The organism is Streptomyces sp. ISL-43 (assembly GCF_018614195.1).
In the GTDB taxonomy this organism is placed as follows: domain Bacteria; phylum Actinomycetota; class Actinomycetes; order Streptomycetales; family Streptomycetaceae; genus Streptomyces.
Genome location: NZ_JAGGOT010000051.1, coordinates 163841 through 183798, shown reverse-complemented (window position 1 = coordinate 183798; position 19958 = coordinate 163841). Strand labels below are relative to the sequence as shown.

22 protein-coding genes are annotated in these 19958 nt (G+C 72.2%); 9 read left to right on the top strand and 13 right to left on the bottom strand.

Translation table 11 applies throughout. From position 1 onward, the window contains the following. Positions 1-79 precede the first annotated feature (79 nt). Positions 80-928: an HAD family phosphatase gene (locus tag J7F03_RS28030; RefSeq protein ID WP_214954269.1), complete on the bottom strand. Its 849-nt coding sequence runs from the start codon at positions 926-928 to the stop codon at positions 80-82. A gap of 251 nt (positions 929-1179) precedes the next feature. Here J7F03_RS28030 and J7F03_RS28025 point away from each other — a divergent pair, with 251 nt between their 5' ends. Further along, positions 1180-1503, top strand: a complete 324-nt coding sequence (locus J7F03_RS28025; RefSeq protein ID WP_214954267.1) for a hypothetical protein — start codon at positions 1180-1182, stop codon at positions 1501-1503. A 64-nt stretch (positions 1504-1567) separates the two neighbouring features. On the opposite strand, the gene J7F03_RS28020 is transcribed toward J7F03_RS28025, so the two are convergent. The 4 genes from J7F03_RS28020 to J7F03_RS28005 all read right to left on the bottom strand — a co-directional run bounded on the left by J7F03_RS28020 (position 1568) and on the right by J7F03_RS28005 (position 5384). After that, positions 1568-2209 carry an endonuclease gene (locus tag J7F03_RS28020; RefSeq protein ID WP_214954265.1) on the bottom strand — a complete coding sequence of 214 codons (642 nt, stop codon included), beginning with the start codon at positions 2207-2209 and terminating at the stop codon, positions 1568-1570. 54 nt (positions 2210-2263) lie between these two features. Further along, a complete protein-coding gene (locus J7F03_RS28015) occupies positions 2264-2917 on the bottom strand; it encodes a phosphoribosyltransferase (RefSeq protein ID WP_214954263.1) in 654 nt (217 codons plus the stop codon). Between the two features lie 369 nt (positions 2918-3286). Further along, entirely contained in the window at positions 3287-4285 is a 999-nt protein-coding gene (gene gap, locus J7F03_RS28010) for a type I glyceraldehyde-3-phosphate dehydrogenase (RefSeq protein WP_214954261.1), read from the bottom strand. A gap of 142 nt (positions 4286-4427) precedes the next feature. Then, positions 4428-5384 (bottom strand): GlxA family transcriptional regulator, encoded by a 957-nt coding sequence (locus J7F03_RS28005; RefSeq protein ID WP_214954259.1) that lies wholly within the window; start codon positions 5382-5384, stop codon positions 4428-4430. 89 nt (positions 5385-5473) lie between these two features. On the opposite strand from J7F03_RS28005, the gene J7F03_RS28000 reads away from it, so the two are divergent. Next, a complete protein-coding gene (locus J7F03_RS28000; protein WP_251072578.1) occupies positions 5474-5803 on the top strand; it encodes a DHCW motif cupin fold protein in 330 nt (109 codons plus the stop codon). Between the two features lie 15 nt (positions 5804-5818). On the opposite strand, the gene J7F03_RS27995 is transcribed toward J7F03_RS28000, so the two are convergent. Both J7F03_RS27995 and J7F03_RS27990 read right to left on the bottom strand, forming a co-directional pair. Further along, positions 5819-6742 carry an RNA polymerase sigma-70 factor gene (locus tag J7F03_RS27995; protein WP_214954257.1) on the bottom strand — a complete coding sequence of 308 codons (924 nt, stop codon included), beginning with the start codon at positions 6740-6742 and terminating at the stop codon, positions 5819-5821. A 155-nt stretch (positions 6743-6897) separates the two neighbouring features. After that, positions 6898-7371, bottom strand: a complete 474-nt coding sequence (locus tag J7F03_RS27990; protein WP_214954255.1) for a carboxymuconolactone decarboxylase family protein — start codon at positions 7369-7371, stop codon at positions 6898-6900. Positions 7372-7682: 311 nt separating this feature from the next. On the opposite strand from J7F03_RS27990, the gene J7F03_RS27985 reads away from it, so the two are divergent. Next, positions 7683-8753: an aromatic acid exporter family protein gene (locus tag J7F03_RS27985; RefSeq protein ID WP_214954253.1), complete on the top strand. Its 1071-nt coding sequence runs from the start codon at positions 7683-7685 to the stop codon at positions 8751-8753. A 236-nt stretch (positions 8754-8989) separates the two neighbouring features. Beyond that, on the top strand, positions 8990-9691 hold the full coding sequence (locus J7F03_RS27980) for an aspartate/glutamate racemase family protein (protein ID WP_214954352.1): 702 nt from the start codon (positions 8990-8992) through the stop codon (positions 9689-9691). 66 nt (positions 9692-9757) lie between these two features. Here the strand turns inward: J7F03_RS27980 and J7F03_RS27975 are convergent, their stop codons facing one another. Together J7F03_RS27975 and J7F03_RS27970 are read right to left on the bottom strand one after the other, a co-directional pair. Next, the gene (locus J7F03_RS27975) at positions 9758-10651 is read right to left on the bottom strand and encodes a patatin-like phospholipase family protein (RefSeq protein ID WP_308379997.1); all 894 of its coding nucleotides are present in this window, start codon (positions 10649-10651) and stop codon (positions 9758-9760) included. A gap of 85 nt (positions 10652-10736) precedes the next feature. Next, on the bottom strand, positions 10737-11483 hold the full coding sequence (locus J7F03_RS27970) for a TioE family transcriptional regulator (RefSeq protein ID WP_214954252.1): 747 nt from the start codon (positions 11481-11483) through the stop codon (positions 10737-10739). Positions 11484-11541: 58 nt separating this feature from the next. Between J7F03_RS27970 and J7F03_RS27965 the strand changes: the two genes are divergently transcribed. Then, complete coding sequence (locus J7F03_RS27965; RefSeq protein ID WP_214954250.1) at positions 11542-12744, top strand: erythromycin esterase family protein; 1203 nt, start codon at positions 11542-11544, stop codon at positions 12742-12744. Positions 12745-12802: 58 nt separating this feature from the next. On the opposite strand, the gene J7F03_RS27960 is transcribed toward J7F03_RS27965, so the two are convergent. Continuing rightward, positions 12803-13642, bottom strand: coding sequence for an arylamine N-acetyltransferase (locus J7F03_RS27960; RefSeq protein WP_214954248.1), 840 nt, complete (start codon positions 13640-13642; stop codon positions 12803-12805). A gap of 81 nt (positions 13643-13723) precedes the next feature. Between J7F03_RS27960 and J7F03_RS27955 the strand changes: the two genes are divergently transcribed. The 3 genes from J7F03_RS27955 (at position 13724) to J7F03_RS27945 (ending at position 15810) form a co-directional block, all read left to right on the top strand. Beyond that, the gene (locus tag J7F03_RS27955; protein ID WP_214954246.1) at positions 13724-14164 is read left to right on the top strand and encodes a hypothetical protein; all 441 of its coding nucleotides are present in this window, start codon (positions 13724-13726) and stop codon (positions 14162-14164) included. After that, on the top strand, positions 14154-14444 hold the full coding sequence (locus J7F03_RS27950) for a hypothetical protein (protein ID WP_214954244.1): 291 nt from the start codon (positions 14154-14156) through the stop codon (positions 14442-14444). Before J7F03_RS27955 ends, J7F03_RS27950 begins: the two co-directional genes overlap by 11 nt. A gap of 130 nt (positions 14445-14574) precedes the next feature. Further along, positions 14575-15810: a glycosyltransferase gene (locus J7F03_RS27945; RefSeq protein WP_214954242.1), complete on the top strand. Its 1236-nt coding sequence runs from the start codon at positions 14575-14577 to the stop codon at positions 15808-15810. A gap of 84 nt (positions 15811-15894) precedes the next feature. On the opposite strand, the gene J7F03_RS27940 is transcribed toward J7F03_RS27945, so the two are convergent. After that, positions 15895-16725, bottom strand: a complete 831-nt coding sequence (locus J7F03_RS27940) for an alpha/beta fold hydrolase (RefSeq protein WP_214954240.1) — start codon at positions 16723-16725, stop codon at positions 15895-15897. 77 nt (positions 16726-16802) lie between these two features. Between J7F03_RS27940 and J7F03_RS27935 the strand changes: the two genes are divergently transcribed. Continuing rightward, positions 16803-17405 carry a sigma-70 family RNA polymerase sigma factor gene (locus tag J7F03_RS27935; protein ID WP_308379996.1) on the top strand — a complete coding sequence of 201 codons (603 nt, stop codon included), beginning with the start codon at positions 16803-16805 and terminating at the stop codon, positions 17403-17405. Positions 17406-17432: 27 nt separating this feature from the next. On the opposite strand, the gene J7F03_RS27930 is transcribed toward J7F03_RS27935, so the two are convergent. Both J7F03_RS27930 and J7F03_RS27925 read right to left on the bottom strand, forming a co-directional pair. After that, positions 17433-18599, bottom strand: coding sequence for a copper resistance D family protein (locus J7F03_RS27930; RefSeq protein WP_214954238.1), 1167 nt, complete (start codon positions 18597-18599; stop codon positions 17433-17435). 122 nt (positions 18600-18721) lie between these two features. Further along, a complete protein-coding gene (locus J7F03_RS27925) occupies positions 18722-19909 on the bottom strand; it encodes a CdaR family transcriptional regulator (RefSeq protein WP_214954236.1) in 1188 nt (395 codons plus the stop codon). Positions 19910-19958: the final 49 nt, after the last annotated feature.

Here is a 19958-nt window from a genome sequence, read left to right as displayed (position 1 = left end):
TCCTCCTGCCGTTGTGAACCGCTCCTACGGTGCGGCTACCCGCGTCCGCACGGCATAAGCCATGCGGATCCGGTGGCGATCACGGCCCTTCCCACCGTCCGACCGCGGCCCGCAGCATTCCGGCCAGATCTCGGACCACGACATCGGCACCGTGCGTGTACAGGCGCGCCGCCAGCTCGTGCGAAGAGGACCGGTTGATTCCCGCCACCAGGGCGAAACCCCCGCGCATGCCGGCCTCGGCCCCGGCGGGCGAGTCTTCCGCCACCACGGCCTGGGCGGGCGGGACGTGCAGCCGCCTCGCACCCTCGAGGAACAGTGCCGGATCCGGTGTGCCCGCAAGACTCAGCCGATCCGCCTCGGTGCCGTCCACGACCGTGTCGAACAGGCCCCGGATCGCGGACGCGGTCAGCATGTCGCTCGCGTCCCTGCAGACCGAGACCGCGGCGCACGCCACTCCCCAGGCGTGCAGTGCGGACAGTGCGGGCTCCACGTCCGGGAAGGCTTCGACCCGGCGCTCACTCACCGTGGCGAGGAACGCCGCCTCCTTGGCCGCGGCGAGCGCCCACACCGTGGCGCAGCCCGGGCCGTCGCCCGGCCGGCCCTCCGGCAGGCGCAGGCCCCGGGAGCTCAGGAATGCGAGCGCCCCGTCGAATCCGGGCTTTCCGTCGACCAGGCTCAGGTAGTCCTTGAACTCGTCGAACGGGTGGCGCTGCCACGCGGCGAGCCTGGCAGCCGGCATGGCTTCGAGGCACGGATCGAGGGCGGCCTTCCACGCGGCCGCATGGATGCCCACCGAATCGGTCAGGACCCCGTCGACGTCGAACACCACGCCGCGCAGGCCCAGAGCCGACCGCGCCGGGTCACGCTTGTTCCCGAGTGCCGCCGTCACGCCCACCGCCACACGGAGAGTCGGACCTCTGGTGTCCATGACGGCATCCCTCCTCGGTCGGTCTCCTCTGCTCGCCGTGGCCGCGGGCCGGTGGACGAGGTGCTGTGCGCCTACCCGCATCGCGGGGCCGTAGTCCCGGGGACGGAAGGAAGAGGGGGCCTCCCGGCCGAGCCGCGGCCCCATGCTTGCGGGGCCGCAGCGCGGGTAGCCGTCCCTGAGACGGCGAAGGCAATCTCAGTAGGACAGGGGGCCTCGGAATGGACGGCCCTGAGCTCTCTCGGCAGGAGCGCATGATCCTCGATGGCATCGAGAAGGACCTGCGCGCCGACCAACTCCTCGACCGCCGGCTGCGCACCCTGCGCCGCGGCGTCAGACCTTGGACCTCTCCCCTGGGCTGGTCCCACCATCACGGGCTCGGGCTGTGCACGTGTCTGCTCGGAATCGTCTGCGCGGCCCTGTTCCTGCGCGCCGTCGCCACCACCTCCCCCACACTGATCTGGGCCTTCGCCGCCGTCTGGGTCCCGACCCTGGTCTGCCTGCTGCTGCTCGCCATCCGGTGGTGCCGCCGGGCCGCGGCAGCGGCCGCGAGGCGTAGAGGGAGCCGCGAGGCGTAAAGGGAGCTGAGCGTCCGACGTTCTGCCGGGCGTCCGGTGCCCCCGGCCCGCGCCATCCGTGGTCTCAGCCGGCGTGGCGCAGCTCGTCGACGGCCCCCCTGGTGAGTTCGACCCGGACCAGGGCTGCCGCCAGCCTCGGCAGGTCTTCGGCGGAGACCAGACGCGCCAGGCCCTCGGGGGTCTTCGGCAGCCCGAGTTCGGCGGCGCCGTGGCGGGCCCGGCCGTCGAACGCCGGGCGCAGCTCGGGCCACACGCCCTGGGCCTCCCGGCAGAAGATGTCCGCTCCCACCGGCCCGATCCGCGGGAGCTCCTGAAGCAGTTCGCGGATGCGGTCCGGGTCCCCGTCGGCCTCCTCACGCAGCCGCCGCAGGTCTCCGCGGTACCGGTCGACAAGGAGTTCGGCACCGGCTCCGAGCGCGGTGGCCGTGCTCTCGTCGTAGCGGCGGTAGTGCGCGCGGCCGAGCGCGTCCACCCGGTCCTGCCACGACGACGCGGCCATCGCCCGCGGTGTGCGCATCCCGGCCCCGAACAGCTCGCGGGCCGCGGCCACCGCGATGTCGGCCTTGATGGGCACCGAGAAGAGCACGCAGAGCGTCAGCAGCTGGTACAGCGGCGCAGGTGTGTTCCGCAGCCGGATGCCCGCTTCCTCCGCATGGGTCCGCCCGTACTCCTCCAGCAGCTGCTTCGCCTTCACCGGCCGGGACATGGTCCTACCCGCCTCCGTGCGTGGTCGTGTGGCCGTCGGGGAAGACCGACCGGGTCAGCCGACCGCGTGCTGGTGCTCCAGGATGTCGATCACCTCCTGGTCGGAGACTTGGCGGAAGTCGTCGTACCAGACACCGACGGCGTGCAGGTTCCGGTGGGGCTGGAGGCAGACGACCCGGTCGCTGTCCCGGCTCAGCTCCCCCGCGGCATCCTCGGCGCACACCGGTACCGCGAGGACGAGCACGGCCGGGTGCTCGGCGCGGACGCGGCGCAAGGCGGCTCGGGCGGTGACTCCCGTCGCCAGTCCGTCGTCGACCAGGATCACCGTGCGACCGCGCAGGTCAGGTGCGGGGCGGCCACGGCGGTAGAGGTCCTCGCGGCGGTGCAGTTCGGCCCGTTCCCGGGCCACGTCGGAGCGCAGGTCATCCGGGCTGAGGCCCAGCATCTGCAGCGCCCGCCCGTCGAACAGGGGCGGGTCCTCGCCCGCGATGGCGCCGATTCCCACTTCCGGCTCGCCGGGCATGCCGATCTTGCGGACGACGAGCACGTCCAGCGGGGCGTCGAGAGCCCGGGCGACCTCGGCGGCGACGGGGACGCCCCCGCGCGGAAGGCCCAGCACGATCGGATCGGGCCAGCTCTGGGCCGCGCACACCTCTTCCAGTCTGGCGGCGAGCTGCCGGCCGGCCTGTCGTCGGTCTAGGAATCGCATGGGAATCGCGCCTCACCTTCGCCTGCGGCTCGTCACATCCCGGTGTGCCGCCTTCGGGGGTGCCCGTCGGGCGGCTGCAGCCGCCCAGCGCGCTTCGGCCCCGATGGTGGTCACGTAGTGCGGCTGCCCCGGAGGGTCATGATCACCCCTCGGTGGGTCCGCGTACGGCCGGCCGTCGCCGAGTCCGGCCGAGCGTGCCCACCGGCCTCCTGCGAGGACGGCTTCCGGTTCGTGGAAACGCGAACTCCCGGTACCGGCGGACTGGCCGGTACCGGGAGACCCGTGCACGATCCGGAGCGCCGCGAGGTCAGCGCGCCACCGCGGAGAGTGCCGGAACGGGGACACCGTTCATGACGTCGCGCCCTGCGGTCAGCGGGCGGCGATGAGCTCGAGCGTGTCGATCACGCGGTTCGAGAAGCCCCACTCGTTGTCGTACCAGGCGACCACCTTGATGTGGCGGCCTTCGACGCGGGTGAGGGCCGAGTCGAAGATCGACGAGGCGGGGTTGCCCGTGATGTCGGACGACACGAGCGGGTCGTCCGAGTACTCGAGCACGCCGGCGAGCGGCCCCTGCGCCGCGACGCGGTACGCCTCCAGCACGTCCTCGCGCGTCACGTCGCGGGCGACGGTGGTGTTGAGCTCGACGATCGAACCGACCGGAACCGGGACGCGGATCGAGTCGCCCGAGAGCTTGCCCTCGAGGTTCGGCAGCACGAGGCCGATCGCCTTGGCGGCGCCCGTCGTGGTCGGCACGATGTTGACGGCGGCGGCGCGGGCGCGGCGGGCGTCGCGGTGCGGACCGTCCTGCAGGTTCTGCTCCTGCGTGTAGGCGTGCACCGTCGTCATGAAGCCGTGCTCGATGCCCGCGAGCTCGTCGAGCACCGCGGCCAGCGGAGCGAGCGCGTTGGTCGTGCAGGAGGCGTTCGAGACGATCGTGTGCAGGTCCGGGTCGTACGCGTCGCTGTTCACCCCGAACGCGAGCGTGATGTCGGCCCCGTCCGCCGGCGCGCTGACCAGCACCTTCTTGGCACCCGCGTCAATGTGGGCGCGGGCGGCCTTGGCCGAGGCGAAGCGGCCGGTCGCCTCGAGCACGACGTCGACGCCGAGCTCGGCCCAGGGAAGCTGCGCCGGTTCGCGCTCGGCGAGCACCTTGATGCGGCGGCCGTCGACGACGAGGACGTCCCCGTCGACGGTCACCGGACGGCCGAGCCGGCCGGACGTCGTGTCGTAGGCGAGCAGGCGCGCGAGGGTGGCCGGCTCGGTGAGGTCGTTGATCGCGACGATCTCGAGGTCGCTGTCGCGTTCGAGCAGCGCGCGCAGCACGTTGCGTCCGATGCGGCCGAATCCGTTGATGGCGATACGCGTCATGGTGTGGCTCCCTGTCCCTTGGGGTTCGCCACCAGGTTCGCGTGCGGCGGCCGCCGATGACAGCGGCGCGATCGCCACTGTCCGCAAGGATCGCGCCACGCGGCGGCGGGCTGGGGGCTATGCGGGCCGCGGGGCCATCGGGTCACTCGCCCTGGGCGAAAGTGCGCCGGTACTCGCTCGGCGTGGTGCGCAGGATGTGCTGGAAGTGCAGCCGCAGGTTCGCGCCGGTACCGAGGCCGACGTCCGCGGCGATCTGCTCGACGCTCCGCTCGGAACGCTCCAGCAGTTCGCGGGCCACGTCGATGCGGGCCCGCATCACCCACTGCATCGGCGTGTACCCGGTGTCCTCGGCGAAGCGCCGCGAGAACGTGCGCGGCGATACCGCCGCGTGCCGGGCGAGCACCTCCAGGGTGAGGGGCTCGCCGAGCCGGTGCAGCGCCCACTCGCGGGTGGCGGCGAACCGCTCGCCGAGCGGCTCGGGCACGCTGCGCGGCACGTACTGCGCTTGGCCGCCGCTGCGGTACGGGGCCGCGACCAGCCGCCGGGCCGTGTGGTTCGACGCGGCCACCCCGACGTCGGTGCGCAGGATGTGCAGGCACAGGTCGATGCCCGAGGCGGCGCCGGCCGACGTCAGCACGCTGCCCTCGTCGACGAACAGGACGTTCTCGTCGACACGGACCTGCGGCCACTTCGCGGCGAGCGCCCGCGCGTAGTGCCAGTGCGTCGTGGCGCGCTTGCCGTCGAGCAGGCCGGTGGCGGCGAGCGCGAAGGCCCCCGTGGAGATGGCCGCGAGCCGCGCACCCCGGTCGTGGGCGGCGACGAGTGCGTCGACGACGGCCCGCGGCGGGTCCTCGCGGTCCGGGTGGCGGTATCCGGGGACGAAGACGGTGTCGGCCCAGGCGAGCGCTTCGAGGCCGTGGGCGACGGAGTACGACAGACCGTCACCCCCGGTCACGAGCCCGGGCCCGGCGCCGCACACCCGTACCTCGTACGGCATGCTCGCGCGGGTCGTGAACACCTGCGCGGGGATGCCGACGTCGAGGGGCTTCGCCCCTTCGAGGACGAGGACGGCGACGTGATGAGGGCGCGAGGCTGGCACGGGGACGAGGGTACGCGGGGGTCCGGAGAACCATGGCCCCGGCCCGGGGCGCCCCACCACCGGACGGGGCCGGGCGGTAGGCTCCGTGAATGGACATGATCAACATACCTTTCGGGACCACCGACTGGTCTCAGGTCGAGGCCACCGAGCACCCGGGCGAGACGGGCACCGCCACGTGGCGCACCCGCGAGTTCGGGTCCCTGCGCGTGCGGATGGTCGACTACACCCCTGGCTACCTCGCCGACCACTGGTGCGACCGGGGTCATATCCTCCTGGTCCTCGAAGGAACGCTCACCACCGAACTGGCCGGCGGCGAGAGCGTCACGCTCACGGCCGGCAGCAGCTACCAGGTGGGCGACGACACTCGGTCGCACCGCTCCAGCACCCGGGACGGTGCCCGGCTGTTCATCGTCGACTGACGCTCCGCGCCGTGGTCAGTTCGACTGCCGACGCGCCCGCTGCAGCTCGTGCTTGACGGCCCAGGCGTCGCCGACCGGCCCGATGTGGCCGAGCTTGTCGGGGTTGAGCACTGCGCGGATGGTCTGGATCTGCCCGTCGAGCACGTCGAGGACCAGGGTGTGGAGCACCTTGCCGTCCCGGTCGCGGAAGATCGCGCCGGGCTGGCCGTTGACCTCGTGCGGCTCGAACGACACGTCGATCCGGATGAGCCAGGGGAAGACCGCGCCCAGCACCCGGGCCACGTTCTTCGCGCCCATGACGGCCTTGGCCAGCTGCGGGGCCTTGCCGCCGCTGTCCCCGACGAACTGCACATCGGCGGCCAGCAGATCCTGCAGCCCGCCCACGTCGCCGTCCTTCAGCGCGTCGAAGAACCGGGTCGCCAGTTCCTGACGCTCCTGACGGTCCGCCTCGAACCGCGGCCGTCCGGCCTCCATGTGCCGGCGCGCCCGCACCAGCAGCTGCCGGCACGCCGCCTCCGAACGCCCCACCGCCGCGGCGACGTCGTCGAACCCGAAGGCGAACACCTCCCGCAGCACGAACACCGACCGCTCCAGCGGGCTGAGCCGCTCCAGCAGCAGCAGCGCCGCCATCGACACCGAGTCGGCCAGCTCCACCGACCGCGCAGGATCCTGATAGGGATCGCTCAGCAGCGGCTCGGGCAACCACTGCCCGACGTACTCCTCGCGCCGCACCCGCGCGGAACGCAGTACGTCGATCGAGATCCGCGTCACCGTGGCCGACAGGAAGGCCTTGGCCGACGTGGGCCGGGTCGCCGAGCCGTCGAAGCGCAGCCATGTCTCCTGCACCGCGTCCTCGGCCTCGCCCACACTGCCCAGAATCCGATAGGCGATCGAGAACAGCAGCGGCCGCAGTTCCTCGAACTCCTCGACCTTGCTCACGCCGAATCCCTCCCACTGATGCCGTCCCGCCTGGCCGTACTCGTCAGCACAGGCGCAATCTGATGATCATCTGGACCGTCGGGGGGCCAGAGTAACGCTCCCGAGCCGGCGGCCCAGGGCCCGCAGCCGGGCCCCCCGGCCGTTGTCGGTGCCGTTCAGTGCAGCTGCCCGGCCTCGTAGTTGCCGGCCGGCTGCCGGGCGATGACGTTCAACCGGTTCGCCATGTTCATGAAGGAGACCAGGACCGCCAGGGCGGTGAGCTGCTCCTCGTCGTAGTGCTTGCCGGCCCGCGCCCACACCTCGTCACCGACCCCGCCGGCCGCGTCCGCTACGCGGGTCGCCTCCTGCGCGAACTCCAGCGCTGCGCGCTCGGCCTCGGTGAAGACCGTGGCCTCGCGCCACGCCGCCACCAAGTGCAGGCGTACCGGGCTCTCGCCGGCCGCGGCGGCCTCCTTGGTGTGCATGTCGATGCACATGGCGCAGCCGTTGATCTGGCTCACGCGCAGCGCCACCAGCTCTTGTGTCGCGGCCGGCAGGGTCGATTCCTTGATCGCCTTGCCCGCCGCCATGAGGTGCTTGAAGGCCTTGCCGATGGTCGGGCTGGCGAAGTAGTTCAGTCGCGCGTCCATGGTGTGCTCCTTCGTGGTCGTCAATGGCTACACCCCCTGAGACGAGGCAGCCCGGCCCCCTGTGACACGGACGGATGTGACCTGCGTCTCCCGTCGGACACGCCGGCCGGTGTGACATGCCGCATTCGGCGTAATGGACGCGCTGGATCGCTCGGGCGCTGCACGCTGTGCTGGTCGGTCACGGCCGTGTCAGGGCACTCGGGGCTCCTCGCGGATCCACCGGGACCGTCCGCCGGATCCGATGGGTCCGGCGGGCACGGGCTCGGCCGGCGTCCGACGGGCGAGCACGGACGCGACACCGAAGGGCTCGGATGACCGATCTCGCTGACTCCCGGGCACAACGAGCCCGCCGGGCTCGGGAACTCGCGCGAACCGAAGGCCCGGCAGCGGCCCGCATCGTGGTCACCGCCGCCGTCGCCTGGCAGGTCGCGCTGTGGCTGGGAGCCGACCAGCCACCGGTGTTCGCGGCGATCGTCCCGCTGGTGGCCCTGCGCGGCGATCCGATGACGGCCCTGGGCACATCGCTCCAGCGGGCCATGGGCGTGGTGGCGGGCGTGCTGATCGGGATCGCCGTCCTGAACGTCCTGCGCCCCTCGACCGCCACGCTGGCGCTGGTGGTGGCCCTGGGGCTGGGCGTCGGAATGATCGTGCGGGCCGGTGGTGGGCTGAACATCCAGGTGGCGGCGTCATCACTGCTGGTCTTCGCCAACACCTCGCCCGACGCCTACGCACTGGACCGCGTCTGGGAGACCGCGGAGGGGGCGGCGGTGACCATCCTGCTCGCCCCGCTGCTGTGGCCGCCCGACCCCCACCGGGCCCTGACAGGCATCGCCGACGACTGCGGTGCGCGCCTGACCCGTGCCCTCACCGGCACCGTAGTGGCCTTGGACGCCGGACCGTCCGCCGCCCTCGACAACCTCGACCGGGTCAACTCCCACGCCGAAGCGGTCCACACGAGTGCCGCCCGCGCCCGCGAGGCCGAACGCGCCATGCGGTTCAACCCCCTACTCCGCCATCAGCGCGACACCGTACGGCTCCAGGCCCGGAACATCGCCACCGCCGACAGGCTCAGCGCCCATCTGACCACCCTGGCAAGGGAAGTCGCCGCACTCTCCGGCCGGGAGGACCTCGCTCCCGACCTCGCCAGGGCCCGTCGCCGGCTCCCCGAACTGGCCTCGCTCACCGCGCGGGCCATCGAGGACACCCTGTCCGGAGAGGACCCCCGCCCCGCCGTGACCGCCGCCCGGAACAACCTGGCCGCCTACGCTCGCACGGACTCCCGGCCCCTCGCCGTGGCCCTCCGCCGGCCCTTCGACCAGGTCCTCGGCGAACTCGGCCAACAGCCGACCCCGCCCGCCGGCGGGGCACCGTCACCCGGCTGACGGTGGCCTCGTAGCCCCGCACGCCTGGAGTGGGTGAACTGCGCTTCGCTGCCCGCCGTTTCCTCCGCGGCGCTGAGCAAGTGGTCCGCGTCGGGCCGCGCCGACCGGGCAAGCGGTGATGGCCGGTCTCCAAGGCAGGACATCAAAGCATTACTTATACATTTGCGGCAATTCCACGTCTGCCCTTATGTTGATGTCGGCAGTGACGTACGTGGATCAGGAGTGTGGACACGAGCATGAAGACCATCGGGCTGATCGGCGGAATGAGCTGGGAGTCGACGGCCGAGTACTACCGGATCCTCAACGAGCGGACGCGCGAGCGGCTCGGCGGGCTCCACTCCGCTCGCTGCGTGCTCTACTCCGTGGACTTCGCGGAGATCGAGCAGTTGCAGGTCCAGGGCCGCTGGGAGGAGGCCGGCCAGGTCCTGGCCGGCGCCGCCCGGTCGCTGGAGGCGGCCGGAGCGGATCTACTGCTCATCTGCACCAACACCATGCACAAGGTCGCGGACCACGTCGAGGCGGCGACCTCGGTGCCGCTGCTCCACCTCGCTGACGCCACGGCAGCCGCCGTCCGCGCCGCGGGACTGCGCCGGGTGGGGCTGCTGGGCACCGCTTTCACCATGGAGCAGGACTTCTACCGGGGCCGCCTCGCGGCGGGCGGGCTCGACGTCCGGGTCCCGGATCCCGACGGACGGGCACTCGTGCACCGGGTGATCTACGAAGAGCTCTGCCTCGGCGTCGTCCGCGACCAGTCGCGTGCGGCTTACCGGCGGGTCGTCGAAGACCTCGTCGCCGAGGGCGCTGAGGGCGTCATCCTGGGGTGCACCGAGATCGAGCTCCTGATCGGCCCCGAGGACAGCCCCGTACCGGTCTTCCCCACCGCCCGCCTGCACGCCGAGGCGGCGGTCGACGCGGCCCTGGCCGAACACGCTGCTTGAGCGCACCGACGACCAGGGGCGGATCTCCCCGTCCGCACCTGATCGCGAGCGCTGCTCGGCCGGCGGTCAGGCCGTGCCGGACGCCGTCTTCCACACGGTACGGAGCCGTTCGGCGGTGGCGGTCGCCTGGTCAAGACCCGCCCGGTACGCCGGCTCCCAGTTCGCCCGGTCGTACAGGTCGGAGCCGAAGGCCCGCACCGCATCCGGGTCGGGGCCGACGGTCACGACGGTCTGCGCCCCGACGGCGGCCAGTTGCTGCTCGAGCGCCTCGCGCGGAAACAGGTGCGCCAGCGGCTCGATGACGACCAGCCTGCGGGCCCCGGCCGCGAGATCCGCGTTCGCCCCCGAGCGCAGAGCGCCGTCCATGTACCGCCGCCCCTGGATGGTGACAGGCGGCTCCGCTCCGGGGAAGGTGCTGCTCGCAGCCACCGCGCGCACCAGCGGAACGCCGCTCGTGCGGTCCCACACCACGGGCTCACCCGTGACCGCGTCCACCGCGGTGATCAGCAACTGCCGTTCCGGCGGCCAGGCGTTCGAGCCGATCAGGGCTCCCCGCCCGGCGAGCAGCGCCTGCTCGCCATCGGAGTCGGAATCGGGGTCGGAGTCGGCGTGGTCGAGGGCGATGCGGCCGACTCGGCGCCGGGCCTCCCCGGGTTCCAGCCCTGCTTCTCCCAGTACGGCGAAAACGGCACCCATCACGGCGGCGTCCACCTTGTGCCGGGCGGCCGCCGGACTCGGCTGGTGTGCCGGGGCGGCGAGCCGGTCGAGGTCCTGGCCGGTGGCCAACAGCGCGCCGACTATCGCACCTGCCGACGTTCCGACGGTCAGGTCGGCTCCGCCGAGATCCACCCCGCCGCGGCGCAGTCCGGCGGCCAACCCGGTCATCCATGCCGTGCCGACCAGGCCTCCCGGGCCCAGTACGAGTGCCCGGTCGAATGTGGCTCCGGTATCGCGGTTCACGAATCGTCCCCTGTCGTCAGGTGGTGATCAACGTGATCGACGGTAGGACCTCAACCGGACTTCAGGTCAAGCGGCGGCTCCTGCCTCAAGGGGAGACGCGGGACCCGCGTTCGCGGAGGTAGGCCTCCAGCCCGGCGGCCCCGGTCAGCATCGCGCGCCCGCGGGCGGACAGCCGGCCACGCCAGTCGCCGAGGGCGGCCTCCAGCGGCTCCCGCCCGCCGGCCGCCCGCACCTGGGCGATCAGGGGGGCGATCTGCTCCAGCAGGTAGCCGCCCCGCCGGAGCTGGTGGGCGAGCCGGGCGTCCCGTACGTCGGCCTCGTCGAAGACGCGGTATCCGGTCCGCGGATCGCGGCGCGGCCTCACCAGCCCGGCACGCTCCCACTTGCGCAGCGTCGCGGACCGGATCCCGAGCTGCCCTGCCAGCGGTCCGATGAACGTGCCGCCGGGCGAGGACTCCGCGTCGGGCCCGGACGCGGCGGCGGGTTCCAGGTCGCGGAGGGCGCTCTCCACGGCCTGGAGCGTCCGCCGGTCGTCGAGGAGCTGGGCGTGGCCCTCGTCGATGAGGCGCAAGGCCTCATCGATCTCGCCCTCGTTCACCGCCCGCATGATCGACGTCGACCTCTGGTGGCCGTGGCCGGGGAGCAGCGCGAGGAACGCGCCCAGAGCCAGCGCGTGGAGCGGCGTGTAGGTGCGGTAGCCGTGCGACGTGCGCCCGGCGGCCGGAAGGATGCCGGCCTCCTCGTAGTTCCTGATGGCCTGCGTGGACAGACCGTGGCCGCGTGCGAGGTCGATCGGCCTGAGCCGATCTCCGGTTTGAAGGTTCTTCCCCATTTTCCCGCCGATATCGCGCAAAAGTTTCAACCGAAGGTTCAACGATAGCGTTGAAGGCATGGCTACTGACATCAAGGACTCCGTCCATGCCGTCGAGGCTGCCGCCGTCATGGGACTGCTCCCGGCCCGGCCGCGGCTGCTCGCCCTGGGCGAGCCCACCCACGGCGAGGACACGCTGCTCGACCTGCGCAACGAACTCTTCCGGCAGCTCGTCGAGCAGGAGGGCTACCGGACGATCGCGATCGAGAGCGACTGCATGGCGGGCCTGGTCGTGGACGACTACGTCACCTCGGGTACGGGCACCCTCGACGAGGTCATGGAGCACGGATTCAGCCACGGCTGGGGCACCTCCGCGGCCAACCGCGAACTCGTGCGCTGGATGCGCGCCTACAACGACGGCCGGCCCGCGTCCGAGCGACTCCGCTTCGCCGGTTTCGACGGCCCGTTGGAGATCACCGGCGCCGCGAGCCCCCGGCAGGCCCTCACCGCACTCCACGGCTGCCTCTCTGCCCGGGTGGACGCGGGCCTGCTCCCCTGCACCGCGGAAACCCTCGACCGCCTGCTCGGCACCGACGACCGGTGGACCCGTCCCGCCGCGATGATGGACCCGGCCCAGTCCGTGGGGCAGTCGGCAGAGGCCGGTCGGCTGCGGCTGCTCGCCGACGATCTGGTGGCGCTGCTGGACGCGCAGACGCCGCACCTGATCACGGAGACCTCGCCCGACGACCGGGACCGGGCACGCCTGTACGGGCGCACAGCGACCGGTCTGCTGCGCTACCACCACTGGATGGCCGACGCCTCACCGGCCCGCATGACCCGGCTGGTGGGCCTGCGGGACCAGATGATGGCCCACAACCTCCTCGCCGTCGCCGCTCGGGGCCCGGCACTCGTCCACGCCCACAACTCCCATCTCCAACGGGAGAAGAGCACGATGCGGATGGGCGGGATGCCACTGGAGTGGTGGAGCGCCGGTGCGCTGGTGAGCGCCCAGCTCGGCGAGGAGTACGCCTTCGTGGCCACGGCCCTCGGCACGATCCGGCACCAGGGAGTGGACGCGCCGCCGCCGGACACCGTCGAAGGACTCCTGTACGCGCTCCCGGAGGACCGCTACGTCATCGACGCCCGGCGGCTGGCCACCGCCCTCGACGACCCCCGGCCCGCGCCCCGCGTGTCCCCCTGGTTCGGCTACGCCCCGCTCGACCCGGCCCACTTGGCGGACAGCGACGGCATCGTGTTCGTCAAGGACGTCCCGCAGAGCTAGGGTCTCCCGGGCGCGGGCGGGTGTGGACCGGCTGGTCGCGCTCGACTCCCGGCACCCCTCACTGCCGCCCCTCGGCCTCCCACTCCTGGTGCGCCGTGTGGACGCGGTGCCACAGCTCCGCCCGCGTGGGGGCGTCGACGTCGGTCAGGTCCAACCGGAACACGCCGGCCAGTACGTCGTACCAGTCGTCGGCCGAGTCGATGGTCCGCTCGTCCGTGCCCCCGGCGTCGATCCGGCGCAGCACACAGCCGCGCAGCACGTCCACGCCCTTGGCGCCGCGGAGCTGGGCGGTGAGGACCCGGACGAAGCCGGACTCGGGGGAGGTGGACAGCCGGTTGTGCTCCGAGGCGAACGAGGACAGCTCCACGGGGTCCGGCGCGAAGTCCATCGCCGTGAACGCGCCGCGGGGGTCATGGGTGAACCGCCAGCCGCCGGGCACCGCCACCGACGGAGCCATCGCGTAGGTGAACGGCCCCTGGGTGTAGCTTCCTTCGCGCAGCGGCAGCGGCTCGTGCATTCCGCCGGCGAGTCCGGTGTCGACCAGCCACCGCTCGCCGTCGAGCCGCACGGTGAGCGCGAGATGGTCGCCGGCCGCGCCCGCGGGGGCCTCGGGGGTGCCCTGCACCCCGGCCCGGTGCAGGGTGACGTCGTAGCCGAGGGCCGTCAGCAGCGCGCCGAAGGCCCCGTTGAGGTGAAAGCAGTAGCCGCCGCGCCCGCGCGTGATCCGGGCCACGGATTCCGCGGCGCCGATGCCCGTCGGCCGCCCCAGATGGATGTCGAGGTTCTCGTAGGCGACCCGCTCCACCTGCGCCCGGTGCAGTGCCCACAGCGCCTCGATGGTCGGGGCCGCCGGCCGGGCCACCCCCAGCACGGCCAGATACCCGTCGACGTCGATCATGCTCCCCCTCACGGCCGGAAAGGATGATCAGCATAGTCGCCGGGCTCGCGCAGGTTCGTAGAGTGGGAGCGGAAGGTCGCCATGAGCGGGGAAATCGAGGGCGGGGCCGCGAAGTTCGAGCGGGCGGTGAACTGGCTGCGCCAGGAGGTGCGGGCCGTCGCGGCATCCGTCGCGCCCGGCGTCGAACCGCGCGTCAAGGAGCGGACCGACGACCGGTACAGCGTGGGCGGAGCGATGGGCAAGCGGTTCTCGCTGTCCCTGTTCCTGCCCGACACTCCGTACGAGACCGGTGCCGCAGCCGCCAACGACGCGTTCGTAGCGGCGGGCTGGCGCACCGAGCCGCGTCAGGCCTTCGGGGGGCGTCCCGTCCTCAAGGCAATGCGCGACGGCTTCGAAGCGGGCGCCGGCGCCGAGGGCCGCACGCACAGCCGGAGGTGCATGGAGTGCGGTCTCGGAATGGACTGCCCGGATTGCCGCGGCACCGGGCAGGAGCCCGTGCGCGGAGCGGGCGATGGCCGCTGATCGGGCCGCGGGGACGCTGTCCCCGCCCCAGGGCTTAAGTGACGAGCTGCGGCGGGCGCTGTCGGCGAAGACCCTGTGGGCGCTGGATCTGGGGGAAGCCGTCCTGGATGTACAGGATGGCCGGGGCTCGCCGTTCGCCCAGCTGCCGCTGTGGATCACCGTCAGCGCTTGGCGCCCGTCCGCGCGCGGCCCGGGCGGCTACTTCGGCGCCGACCTGGGCGCCCTCGACGACTGCCTGGGCGGGACCTTCGCGAGGACGTGGTCCGTACCCCGCGGATGATGAAGGAACGGGGAGCATCCACCCTGTTCCATGATCAAGATATAGCCCACCGGGGGGCTTGCCGCAAGACCCGGGTCGTCCCGCAGAATCGGCGATCGAAGCCGGAATCCACGGAAACGAGAGTCACTTCATGCGTGTGTTGTTGTCGACGTGCGGATCGCGCGGGGATGTCGAACCGATGGCGGGACTCGCCGTGCGGTTGCGGGAACTCGGCGCGGAGGTACAGGTGTGCGCGCCGCCGGACGAGGAGTTCGCGGCACTGTTGGCCGGTGTCGGCGTACCGCTGGTGCAGGCCGGCCCGGCGGTGCGCCCGATGGTGACCGGGGCTGCGCGGCCGTCGCCGGCGGACTTTCCCAGGCGCGTAGCCGAGATCATCGCCGCGTATTTCGACGCGCTCTCCGCGGCCGCCGAGGACTGTGATGTGCTGGTGGCGACCGGGCTGTTCCCGTCCGCGGCCGGCGCGCGGTCGGTAGCCGACAAGCTGGGCATCCGCTACGTGTACGCGGCACTCCAGCCGGCCGTCCTGCCGTCGCCGCACCACCCTCCGCATCCGTACCCGGGCCACCCCCTGCCGCCGGACGTGACCGACAACCGGGTGCTGTGGGACCTGGACATCGAGACCATGAACGCGGTGTTCGGGGTGGTGTTCAACACCCACCGGGCCTCGATCGGACTGCCGCCGGTGGACAACGTCCGCGACCACGTCCTGACCGGCCGGCCGTGGCTGGCGACGGACCCGGTCCTGGACCCGTGGCAGGAGCCGTCGGACCTCGACGTCGTGCAGACCGGCGCGTGGATCCTGCCGGACGAACGCCCGCTGCCCGCCGAGTTGGTGGAGTTCCTGGACGCCGGCGCGCCACCCGTGTACGTGGGCTTCGGCAGCATGCCGATGGGCGCCTCGAAGGACGTCGCCCAGGTGGCCATCGAGGCGGTCCGCGCGCAGGGGCGTCGCGTACTCGTGTCCCAGGGCTGGGCCGACCTGGCGCTGATCGATGACAAGGACGACTGCTTCGCGGTCGGCGAGGTCAACCAGCAGGCACTGTTCGGCCGGGTGGCCGCCGTCGTGCACCACGGCGGCGCGGGCACCACGACGACGGCCGCCCGGGCAGGTGCGCCCCAGGTGGCGGTACCCCAGTTCGTGGACCAGCCCTATTGGGCCCGCCGGGTGTCCGACCTGGGCATCGGCACCGCACACGACGGTCCGACCCCGACCTTCGAGTCCCTGTCGGCCGCGCTCAGGACGGCCCTCACCCCCGAGACCCGGGCACAAGCGAAGGCCGTGGCCGGCAGGATCCGCGCCGATGGGGCGGCGGTGGCCGCGAAGCTGCTGCTCGACCCGGCCGGCAATTCGTTGGACGTGGCATGACCAAAGCCGAGGGTGGCGGGATCGTCGTCTGGTGATCACGGCCGGCCCCGCCCTGTCACTTCGGACACCAGCGGGCGCGTCACGTCATGCCGCGAGGAACGCCGTCGTGGCCGCCACGAACGGCTCGGCGTCGTCGAGCCACGGATAGTGGCCCGCCCCCGGTTGCACCGCGAGCGTGACGTGAGGGAAGACCTCCGCGAGCTCGGCCATCATCGCGGGCGGGCTGTTCAAGTCGACGTCCCCGGTGAGCAGAAGAACGGGCGCTCCGAAGGCGGCGAGCGCCGCCCGAGTGGTTTCCGGGTCGAAGGCACCCTCGGCCGCGAAGAGGGCGACGGCCTCCTGGTTGCTCGGCCGGCCGGCTTTCTGATGTTCCTGGGCCGCCGCGTCCCACCGGCCCCAGAAGAAGGGGGCGATGGCTTCCCAGTCGCTGCCCGTTCCCTCGGTGATCGCCTCCAGGGCGGCGAACGCCGCCGGGAACCACGGCTCCTCCCTTCGAAGCCGGGCGAGCTCCCGTCGGGTCTCCCCGCTGACCGCCACACCGACGGCCCGGGCGCTGGGGCCGATGAGAGCGAGCTTGCCGACGTTCCGCGGGTACCGGGCCGCGTACTGCGTCGCGATGTTCGACCCGGCGGAGTGGCCGAGCAGGTCCATCCGGGGCAGTCCGAGGTGCACGCGTAGCGCCTCGACGTCTTCGACCAGGCGATCGCAGCGGTATGAGGAGGTGTCTTCGGGAATCGCGGAACGGCCGGTGCCGCGAAGGTCCAGGACGATCAGCCGACGGTGCGCGGACAGGCCGCCGAGATCGCCGAGGTACGCGGAGTCCGCAGGGCCTCCGGGGATGCAGACGAGCGGGTCGCCGTCACCGGTCACACGGTAGGCGAGCTGGGTTCCGTCAGCTGCGGAGAAAGTAGGCATGGGGTGGATCCTGCCAGCCATAACCGAGTTATACAACTCGGTTATGCGGACAGGACGCTCTGGGATATAACTGGGTTGTGGCAGCCGAAGAGAGTACGTACCGGATCCCCGAGACGCTGACCGAGGAACAGGCCGGGCGGATGCTCGCCGGCATGAACGAGGTCATCCGCGCGGGCGAGGAGATGCGAAAGCTGCGCGCCGAGATGATCAAAGTGTTCGTGGGCCTCGGCTGGACGCAGGAACGCATCGCGCAGCTCACCGACATGAGCCAGCCCGCCGTGTCCAAACAGGTGGCGAAGCACAAGACCGATGCCCCGGAGCCTCCGATGGGGCTCTCCCTCGGCCAGTACGACGCCCCCTGGCTCGAAGGACGCCTGTGGGGCCTCGCCGAGGAGATCTCCGAGGCCTGTCAGGAAACGGCCCGCTGCACCCGCTACGTCAACGCCCTCACCCGGGGGAAGAAGCGTTTCACGCCGCAGAACGTCGACGAGCTGCGGCGTCTCGTCGAAGAGGACCTGAGGCTGCACCGGGCGGTCCTGCCCACCGGTTGCCAGGCCGCGTACGACGAGATCAGCCGCGGTCTCGACCTTCCGTCGGAGGCGACCACCACCGCACCGGCGTCCGTGCGCCGCTCCCTCGCGCACCGGATCCAGCGCGATCGGCTCGGCGCCGGCAGCTGAGCCCTGTTCGGCAACGACCCGCCGGTGTCACGACACCGCCGGAGCCGTACGTCGCGCGAGCGCGTCGGAGGTCCTGACCGTGATGTACAGCGAAGCGGCGAGGGCGAGTACGAGGACGGCGCCCATCGCGAAGACGCTGCCGCTCGACACGACCGAGGGGCTGCCCGCCTCGGAGCGGGCCGAGCCGCCGAGGAAGGGGACGATCGCCAGGACGGCGATCCCGAGGGCCACCTCGCCCCAGACCACCTTCGGGAAGTGTCCCAGGGTCAGGCGCAGGAGGGAGGACGTGGCGTCGTCGCGGCGGGCCCGGGCGATACGGGGCATCAGCCAGAACTGATTGACGCCGCCGGCCGTGACCATGCCGAGGACCAGCAGGATCTTGACGAGCAGGAAGAGTCCGTAGGTCGTCGTCCAGAGCTGGCTGACGGAGCCGACGTGCTTCCAGCTCAGCCACAGGCCGGAGGTGAACACCGCGCCGACACAGGTCAGGGCGACGAAGGCGAAGCGGCCCCAGACGTCCGCCCACAGGGCGCCCGCGTCCTGGCTCAGGCGGCCGCGTGCGCCGGCGAGGGTGGCGAGGAGGGTCAGGCCGCCGGCCCAGACCACGCCGCTGACGATGTGCGTCTGGCTGAACACGAGGTCCAGCCACTTGTCCGCGTCCTTCGGCTTGGTTGCCGGGACCGCGGCGACCAGCGTCACCGCGAGCGTCAGGGGCAGGGCGGTCAGCGCGAGGGCGTCGAGGCGCCGGCGCGCACGGGGAAGGAACAGCGAGATCAGGACGGCGGACGCGAGGACCAGCACGAGGTTCTGGACCAGGTAGATCGTGCCCTGCGCGATCCAGGCCCCCTTCGCCGCCGGCGCGCGGAGGAAGTCCCAGATCAGCCCCGGCGCGAGGGCCTCACCGAACGGCATGCCCTTGCCGGCCCGGGCCACGCGGCCGGCGAGCTGGAAGTAGCCCGCGACCAGCAGCACCACGCCCGCCCAGGCGAGGTACCCGGCCGTTCTTCGTCTTATGACACCGACGTCACCGCGGTCGTTCTCCGGTGCGCGCAGGGCGGGGCGGATCGACGCCGCGTAGGTCACGGTGGCGCCGATGGCTCCGGAAAGGCCGATGAAGTAGCCGGCCTTGGTGAGGATGCGCCACAGCGGGGGCACGGCGTAACCGGCCTCGGCGGCCAAAGATATGGAAATCATAAGGGCAGGCTAACCTAAGTGACCCCATGCCCCTGCTGGTCGACATGTACATGACCTGAATTCGCCGTCTCGGGCCGCCGGCCGGCTGCCAGGGGCTCCCGGTCGTGGCGGACCGGGCCCGGTCAGCCTCCCGACAGCCTGTAGGCGTCCCGGGCCAGGGTCAGCGCGATCAGATCACGGGGCCGGGACAGCGAGCGCGAGGTCAAGTGCTCCAGTCGGCGCAGGCGGTTGAAAACCGTGTTGCGGTGGCAGTACAGGCGGACGGCCGCACGGCCCGCCGAGCCCTCCGCGGCCAGCCAGGCGTCCAGGGTCTCGAGCAGCATCGCCCTGTCCGCCGGATCCAGCTCCAGCAAGGGGCCCAGCACCGACAGGACCAGCTCGGCCGAGAGCTCCGGCTGACGGACCACCAGGGCCGTCGGCAGCCGGTCGGCCAGCTGCACCAGCACCCGCTCGTCCTGCCCGCAGGTGCGCAGCGCCGTCTCCGCCAGCCGCCGCGCCCGGCCCAGCTCGGCCAGCCCGTCCACGGCCGGGCTGATTCCCCCCGGTCCCGGGCAGCGGTCCGCGAGCTCAGTCGCCAGGTCGGCAGGCGAGCAGTCGCCCAAGGCCACGACCGCCAGCTCCCGTTCCGTGCGCATCCGCCAGAACAGCCGCATCCCGCGCGCCGCCACCACGCGGTGCACCTCGTCGCCCCGGTCCGCCGGCAGCACCACCACCGCGTACCTCCCCTGCTCCGGCAGGTCCAGGGCGAGCGCCGTCCGGGCGGCCAGCCCGGGCGTGGCGTCTCCCTCCAGCAGGGCGTCCAGCAAGGCCTGCACCCGCTCGTCGCTGCGCCGCCGCATCTCCAGCTCCGCCGTCCGATAGGCCTCGGCCGTCGCGGTCGCCTGCTGTTCGATGCCCGCCCACATGGCACCGGCGGCGCGCGCCAGCACGGGCAGCGCCTCCGGATCCTTCTCGGTGACGATGTCCAGCAGGGCGTCCCAGGTGAGGCGGCCCGCCCTGCGGTACGCGTACAGCAGCAGGCCCAGCGGAAGTCCCTGCTCGGCCCGCCTGCGGCCCAGCTCCTCGGCGTACAGGAGGTCCTTGCGCGGTGCGGACCGGCGCGCGGCGAACGCCTCGATCCCGTAGTGCATGGCCTCGCTGACCTGCTGCCAGTGCTCGTCGCGGGGTACGGCCAGGTCGAAGAGCGGCGAGTGTTTCGCCAGGTCCTCGATGAGCTGGTCGGTGAGTCCGGAGATGCTGCCGATCAGCACGTCCGCGGCCGACAGCAGGACCGACCATTCCTGTTCCGTGCGCGTTCTGCGTCCGCCCATGGCCGCCGAGGATGCCATCCGCCCCGGCCCCCGTCAGCGGCCCGCGCAG

What these genes read in the sequence shown, in the direction of transcription:
- J7F03_RS28030 (WP_214954269.1), bottom strand. Translation starts at nt 928, where the DNA reads ATGGACACCAGAGGTCCGACTCTCCGTGTGGCGGTGGGCGTGACGGCG.
- J7F03_RS28025 (WP_214954267.1), top strand. Translation starts at nt 1,180, where the DNA reads ATGATCCTCGATGGCATCGAGAAGGACCTGCGCGCCGACCAACTCCTC.
- J7F03_RS28020 (WP_214954265.1), bottom strand. Translation starts at nt 2,209, where the DNA reads ATGTCCCGGCCGGTGAAGGCGAAGCAGCTGCTGGAGGAGTACGGGCGG.
- J7F03_RS28015 (WP_214954263.1), bottom strand. Translation starts at nt 2,917, where the DNA reads ATGCGATTCCTAGACCGACGACAGGCCGGCCGGCAGCTCGCCGCCAGA.
- gap (WP_214954261.1), bottom strand. Translation starts at nt 4,285, where the DNA reads ATGACGCGTATCGCCATCAACGGATTCGGCCGCATCGGACGCAACGTG.
- J7F03_RS28000 (WP_251072578.1), top strand. Translation starts at nt 5,474, where the DNA reads ATGGACATGATCAACATACCTTTCGGGACCACCGACTGGTCTCAGGTC.
- J7F03_RS27990 (WP_214954255.1), bottom strand. Translation starts at nt 7,371, where the DNA reads ATGGACGCGCGACTGAACTACTTCGCCAGCCCGACCATCGGCAAGGCC.
- J7F03_RS27985 (WP_214954253.1), top strand. Translation starts at nt 7,683, where the DNA reads ATGACCGATCTCGCTGACTCCCGGGCACAACGAGCCCGCCGGGCTCGG.
- J7F03_RS27980 (WP_214954352.1), top strand. Translation starts at nt 8,990, where the DNA reads ATGAAGACCATCGGGCTGATCGGCGGAATGAGCTGGGAGTCGACGGCC.
- J7F03_RS27970 (WP_214954252.1), bottom strand. Translation starts at nt 11,483, where the DNA reads ATGGGGAAGAACCTTCAAACCGGAGATCGGCTCAGGCCGATCGACCTC.
- J7F03_RS27965 (WP_214954250.1), top strand. Translation starts at nt 11,542, where the DNA reads ATGGCTACTGACATCAAGGACTCCGTCCATGCCGTCGAGGCTGCCGCC.
- J7F03_RS27960 (WP_214954248.1), bottom strand. Translation starts at nt 13,642, where the DNA reads ATGATCGACGTCGACGGGTATCTGGCCGTGCTGGGGGTGGCCCGGCCG.
- J7F03_RS27955 (WP_214954246.1), top strand. Translation starts at nt 13,724, where the DNA reads ATGAGCGGGGAAATCGAGGGCGGGGCCGCGAAGTTCGAGCGGGCGGTG.
- J7F03_RS27950 (WP_214954244.1), top strand. Translation starts at nt 14,154, where the DNA reads ATGGCCGCTGATCGGGCCGCGGGGACGCTGTCCCCGCCCCAGGGCTTA.
- J7F03_RS27945 (WP_214954242.1), top strand. Translation starts at nt 14,575, where the DNA reads ATGCGTGTGTTGTTGTCGACGTGCGGATCGCGCGGGGATGTCGAACCG.
- J7F03_RS27940 (WP_214954240.1), bottom strand. Translation starts at nt 16,725, where the DNA reads ATGCCTACTTTCTCCGCAGCTGACGGAACCCAGCTCGCCTACCGTGTG.
- J7F03_RS27930 (WP_214954238.1), bottom strand. Translation starts at nt 18,599, where the DNA reads ATGATTTCCATATCTTTGGCCGCCGAGGCCGGTTACGCCGTGCCCCCG.
- J7F03_RS27925 (WP_214954236.1), bottom strand. Translation starts at nt 19,909, where the DNA reads ATGGGCGGACGCAGAACGCGCACGGAACAGGAATGGTCGGTCCTGCTG.